Source organism: Streptomyces oceani (assembly GCF_001751245.1).
Classification (GTDB): Bacteria; Actinomycetota; Actinomycetes; order Streptomycetales; family Streptomycetaceae; genus Streptomyces; species Streptomyces oceani.
Window position 1 is genome coordinate 62,238 of the sequence record NZ_LJGU01000089.1, and the last position, 5,598, is coordinate 67,835.

The following is a 5,598-nucleotide window of genomic DNA, read 5'->3' on the forward strand; positions in this document are numbered from 1 at the left end:
GGACGGGCTGCTGGTGGGCGGGCTGGCGCTCGTACTGGGCATGGCGGCACTCGTGTGGACCGCCACCGGCCTCGCCGGGCTCTTCGCGCACGGCGCTTGGCCGGACGGCGTCAGCTTCACGAACACGCCCACGGCGATACGCGAACTCATCGGCGAGCCACACGACATGGCGGGTGCCTGGCCGGAGACTCCGCGCGGGCAGCTGACCGGGTACGGGCTGTTCTGGGGACTGTTCATCGGGCAGGTGCTGGTGCTGGTCGTGCTGACGGTGTTCGTGCTGGGCACGGCCTCCCGTTGGCGCGCCGTACGGCAGGCCCGACGGCTCGACCGGGACCGGGACCGGGCGCACGAGCGCCGTGACCGCCGCGAGCGGGACCGCGCCACCGAGCGGGCGGACTGGGCCGACCCGGACGCTGGGGAGCCTGGGGGCACCCGGGGCGTTGAGGAACCGGAGGACACCGAGAACACCAGGCGCGAGGCCGGCGGCGCCGAAGCTCACGAGTCGTCGCCGTGGCCGGTCTCGTTGGCGAAGCAGCCGACAGCGACACCCCCTGCCGCGGACCCGCACACGGGCTCCAGCCCCAACTCCGGCTCCGGCTTGCCCGACCGCCCGTACGACACCCCGGACGTGCTGCCCGGCCCGACCCTCGGCGTACCAGGCGCCGATCCCGGCCCCGCCAGCGGCCGGTACGGCCTGCGGATCGCGCCGGATCCGACCGCCGCCGCGGAGACCGTACGAGAGGCGGAGGGCGCCGTGCTGGCGGTCACCGCGGACATCGAGCTGTACGCCGAGACGGTGGGGGCACGCGCCAAGCTGGGGCCCGTACACGTCTACGACCCCGGTCAACGCACCGACGCCCCCAGCCGGTTGCGCTGGGAACCGCACGCCGGCTGCGCGGACCTGCCGACCGCCCAGGGGCGCGCGAGCGCGCTGCTCGCGCCGCTGTGCGCTTCAACCAGCGGCGATCCGGCCGTACACGACGCCGCCCGCACCCTGCTGCGCTGCTTCCTGCACGCGGCGGCGATCGCCGGGGAACCCTTCCGGCAGGTGCACCGGTGGACAGCCAGCGGCTCCTCCAAGAACGCGGTACGCATCCTTCGTACGCACCGCGAGGCCGGCGCCGGAACCGCCGGCGAGCTGGAGGCGACGCTCACCGCGTACCCGGAACGCCGCGAGGCCGCCCTCGAGTTGGTGCGCCGGTCGTTGCAGTGCCTCAGCCAGTTGCACGTACGCGACGCCTGTACCGCCGGGCGGGCCGACCGGGTCGCCTGGGACTCGTTCATCCCGGAGGGCGGCACGCTCTTCGTGGTCGGCGAACGCCTTGAGGCGCCCCGGCGGGAGGGCCCGGGCGCGATGGGGCTGGTCACCGCCGTCACCGCGGCCACGATCGAGCACGGTCGCCGGCTGGCCGCACAGGCGCACGCCGGCCGGCTCGATCCGCCGCTGACCGTGCTGCTCGACCAGGCCGCGACGGTCGCGCCGCTGCCGCGGCTGCCGGAACTGCTCGCGGACGGGCCGGACGCCGGACTGCGTACGATCGCGCTACTGCGGTCGACCGAGCAGGCCCGCGCGTGGTGGCCGGAGCTGGCCCGGTGACGCCGCTGGCGCCACTGGCAGCCGGACGGGGCTGACAGCGCCCCAGTCAGCGCGTTGTCACGCCGCCGGTCGACTCACCGCCGTGTGGGGCACGGTCGTCGGTGAAGGCCCTCGCGAGAAGAAACAGCGCGCTCACGTACGTCGTCATCACCAGCACCGGGCGGCCGGCGAAGTCCAGTCCGGCGGCGCCCAGTCCGATCAGCAGGTCGGACAGGACGAACACCGCCCCACCGTAAGCCGCCACCCGGCCCTTCGCGTGTGCCGTGAGCGCCATCACGACCAGCGCCAGGCCGTACCCGGCGATCGGCACCGCCAGCCCCGGGCCGAGCAGTGGGGCCAGGGCTCCGACGGCCACGCCCCAGGCGACCACGTACGACCCGCACAACGCCCGGCGTCGCCGTAGCAGCGGCAGCGCGCCGGCGCGTACGAAGGCAGTGATCCAGCAGAGCTGCGCCCCCAGGAAGAAGCCCATGCCGGTGAGGAACGCCGGCGTCCCCGGCACCAAAAGGGCCACGTCGCCCCCGGTGGCGAAGCCGAAGCCGAGCAGCACGGGCGGTTGCCGGGTACCGGACGAGCGCCACACCCGCGCGGCCAGCACGGGAGCCAGCAGCGGCTTGGTGGCCCACTCCAGGGGCAGCCAACCGGCGGCGACACTGGCCAGGTTCACCACGGCCAGCAGGACGAAGACCCGGATCAGCGGCGGCCCACCCCAGCTCGTACGCGCGCCCGCCGCGGGGACGGAACGGTCCGGGGGTGTCGTGGTCATGGCGCGTGTTCGGCTTTCGTCGGGGGTGGGCGTCGGGCCTCGGGGTGGTCGTCCAGGGTCACCGGTTGGTCCGCCTCGTACGGGCCACACGGCGGGCGGTAGCGTACTGGCGGCGGGCGCCACGCGGGAGGGTACGGACATCCGTTGTGCCGCGAAACCCGTCAATGCCACGCCAGGCGGCGTCCGTTCCGAGGGACAACACGGGGGATCATGCGTACCAAGCTCCTCGCGTGGGCACGGCGCCGACGCGTCCTGCCCCTGGGGGCCTTCGCGCTGGCCGGGATGCTGACTACCGGGCCGAGACGCTGTCCGCGCAGGACATCGCGGTGAACGAATCCAAGGCGGAGGCCTCGGGATTCTGCGACATGTTGGTCTCCCGGGAGGAGAACGGGGAGTTCCGGCCCTCGTTCAACGTCACCGTCTCCGTACGCCAACTCCACCACGGCTACGACGACGGAGCTGTACGAGGACGGAGGCGGTGAGGGCACCGAACTGTTCGCGCGGCTCGCCCGGCGGCTGACCGAGCTTGGCCTGCCGATCGACGCTCGCCGCCCCGGCGAGTTGGAGGATCGGGAGTGCCAGGTCGACCCGAACGAACTCTGGAGCAGACCGCTCGACTTGCCGCGTGGACCCTGGTGGGGCTGACCCGGACCGGCCGGCCACCGGATGACGTCGTCAGCCGCGCCCGAGAATGGCGGGCTCGTCCCACCAGTTGGCCGGACGAGCCCGCGCGTGCGCCGCAGAGCACCGGTACGCCGGTACACACCGGAGGCCCTGACAGCTACGCCTTGCGAAGGCGCTCGATCATGCCGTCGAGATCCTGCTTGAACATCTCGTGCCGGAAGACGTGCCCGCCAGGCTCCTCACGCGCCTCGTACGCGATGCCGGCGTTGTCGAGCAGACCACGGAACTCCCGCTGGCCCGCCAGCACTTCGCCCTCGGTGATGCGTTCGAACCAGTTGACCGGATCAGGGCTGGTGCCGGCGACCATGAAGATGCGCTTGCCCCGGTAACTGTCAATCCGCTCGACGGGGTTGTCGGCGCTCACCCTGGCCTCGTCCCACAGCGGCATGCCGTAGATGGAGCCACCAGCCAGATCCGCCGCCGCGGACGAGACGTTGGCCCAGTGGGCGACCGCCCCCAGGTCGCGGCGCAGACTCGCCGGGCCGGAGTGCGCGCTGACCGAGGCGAAGTGGCCGTAGTACTTCGCCGTGTACTTCCACGCGCCGAAACCGCCCATGGAGAAGCCGGACACGGCGCGGCCGTCGTACTCCGCGTACGTACGGAAGTTCGCGTCGATCCACGGCAACAGCTGCTTCATGTGGAACGTTTCCCAGTTGCGCGGCCCGACGTTGGAACTGACCGGGTTCGAGTACCAGCCGGCGTGACCGCCGTCGGGCATCACCACGATGATCGGCCTGCCACCGACCAGGCCCCGGATGCCGGCCTTGTCGAACGACATGAAGTCCTGGTCGAGACCGCCTCCGTGCAGCAGATAGAGCACGGGGTAGGTGCGTCCGCTGCTGTGGTAGTCCTCGGGCAGCAGGACGTTGACGGCAGGGTCCCAACCGGTCTGGTCGGTCGAGAACCGGTACCACCACATACGCGGGTCACTCTCGCCGCGTTCCGTGACGCGTAGTCCGAAACCGTCCCCGGCCGCGCTGGCTGGGGCGGCGCCCGCGAGGACACCCGCGCCCCCGAGTGCCGCGGCGGCGGACAGGCCGCCGGCGGCCTTCAGTACGCGTCTGCGGGTGGGAGTCTGGTCCTTCAAGATGACCTCCTGGTGGGGGACTTCTGCCGGAGCTGGGCGTGCCACTGCCGCACGGTGGGGCCGCGCCCTCGTGCCGTACGCGGCGGCCCGTAAGGTCCTCCGCCTCCTATCCAAGGCATGCGCACGACAACAACAGAGTGAATGTACCACTCAGAATATTCGGTTAGATATAACTGCGTCATGGCTTCCTCTCCCGGCTCTCCCGGCTCCGACCCCGATACGGAGACGCGGCGCCGCCGCTACACCCCCCGCCAGCCCCGCGAAGTGCGCAGCGCACAGATCATCGAGGCCGCGATCCGGTTGTTGGCCAGGCACGGTTGGAGAGGGATGACGATGGAGCGGGTGGCCGCCGAGGCCGGAGTCGCCAAGTCGGTCAGTTACGCGATCTTCGACTCACAGGCGGGGCTCCAGCACGCGGTGACGCTGCGGGCTCAGGAGGTGACCCGCGCCCGCGTCACCAAGGCACTCGCAGCGGCCCGAGAGGCGGAGGGACTCGTCGCCGCGGCAAGGGCGGGTCTTATGGTCTACCTCGAACACGTCGTCCGCGAACCGGACATCTCCAGGCTCGTGCTCCTACCCATCGAGGGTGCTCCGGAGAGCGTGCGCGAGACCATTCGGGACGGACGCGAGCAAGTACTCCAGCAACTCCAAGCCGTCATCGAAGCACGGATCGGGCACCAGGAAGCAGCGGCTCTCGACACCGAGTTGCTCGCCCAACTCATCCGGGGAAACGCCGAACTCCTCGCACGCCTCCTGCTCGAACAACCCGACACCTTCACCCCCGAACGGCTCGCGCACGCCACCGCGACCTACGAGCGTTTCCTCCCATACGCCTGACGGACCAGCCCGCTCGCCGACGACACGGCGGAGGCCGTACGGACTCCGGTACGGGCGGGGAAGCGAACGACACGAGCTGCCAACCGTGGCCGCACCCGGCACGCTGGACTCGGACAGGACGATTGTTCCCCTGTGTCGGAAGGAACCCTCAGCATGGCTGTCTCCCGAGTACTGGCGGTGGCCCCGGTGCACGACATCGAGACCGCGGTCAGCTGGTACGAACGACTGTTGGGCCGGCCCCCGGACAGCAGACCGATGCCTGGACTGGCTGACTGGCACATCACCGACAGCGCCTGGGTGCAGGTCTTCGAGTCGCCCGAGTACGCGGGGTCGACTCTGCTCAATCTGGCCGTCGAGGACCTGGAGCGAACGCTCCGGGAACTGGCCGCGCATGGGCTTACAGCCGGCGCCATCCAACCAGGGACCCAACAGGTTCGCTTCGCCGTGCTGCGAGATCCGGACGGCAACCGCCTCACGCTCATCGAGAATCCGGCGGAATAGTGCGAGCTCGAATAAGCCGATAACGCAAAAAAGGGTGTGTCCCTGTTGGTCGTAACCAACAGGGACACACCCATAAGAATTGTTCGGCGGTGTCCTACTCTCCCACACACTCCCGCATGCAGTACC

The 5,598-nt window shown here is 70.7% G+C and carries 6 protein-coding genes; 4 read left to right on the forward strand and 2 right to left on the reverse strand.

Translation table 11 applies throughout. The features are described 5' to 3' along the window. A partial coding sequence (locus AN216_RS00845) for a type IV secretory system conjugative DNA transfer family protein (protein WP_079166103.1) occupies positions 1-1,597 on the forward strand: 1,597 nt, incomplete at its 5' end. 46 nt (positions 1,598-1,643) lie between these two features. On the opposite strand, the gene AN216_RS00850 is transcribed toward AN216_RS00845, so the two are convergent. Next, complete coding sequence (locus AN216_RS00850; RefSeq protein ID WP_170842982.1) at positions 1,644-2,363, reverse strand: lysoplasmalogenase; 720 nt, start codon at positions 2,361-2,363, stop codon at positions 1,644-1,646. Between the two features lie 326 nt (positions 2,364-2,689). On the opposite strand from AN216_RS00850, the gene AN216_RS28920 reads away from it, so the two are divergent. Then, a complete protein-coding gene (locus tag AN216_RS28920) occupies positions 2,690-2,845 on the forward strand; it encodes a hypothetical protein (protein WP_170842983.1) in 156 nt (51 codons plus the stop codon). 299 nt (positions 2,846-3,144) lie between these two features. Here AN216_RS28920 and AN216_RS00855 read toward each other — a convergent pair whose 3' ends face one another. Continuing rightward, entirely contained in the window at positions 3,145-4,134 is a 990-nt protein-coding gene (locus tag AN216_RS00855; protein WP_420855673.1) for an alpha/beta hydrolase, read from the reverse strand. 180 nt (positions 4,135-4,314) lie between these two features. On the opposite strand from AN216_RS00855, the gene AN216_RS00860 reads away from it, so the two are divergent. Next, complete coding sequence (locus tag AN216_RS00860; protein ID WP_170842984.1) at positions 4,315-4,971, forward strand: TetR/AcrR family transcriptional regulator; 657 nt, start codon at positions 4,315-4,317, stop codon at positions 4,969-4,971. Between the two features lie 153 nt (positions 4,972-5,124). Beyond that, on the forward strand, positions 5,125-5,472 hold the full coding sequence (locus AN216_RS00865; RefSeq protein WP_070194613.1) for a VOC family protein: 348 nt from the start codon (positions 5,125-5,127) through the stop codon (positions 5,470-5,472). Positions 5,473-5,598 lie beyond the last annotated feature (126 nt).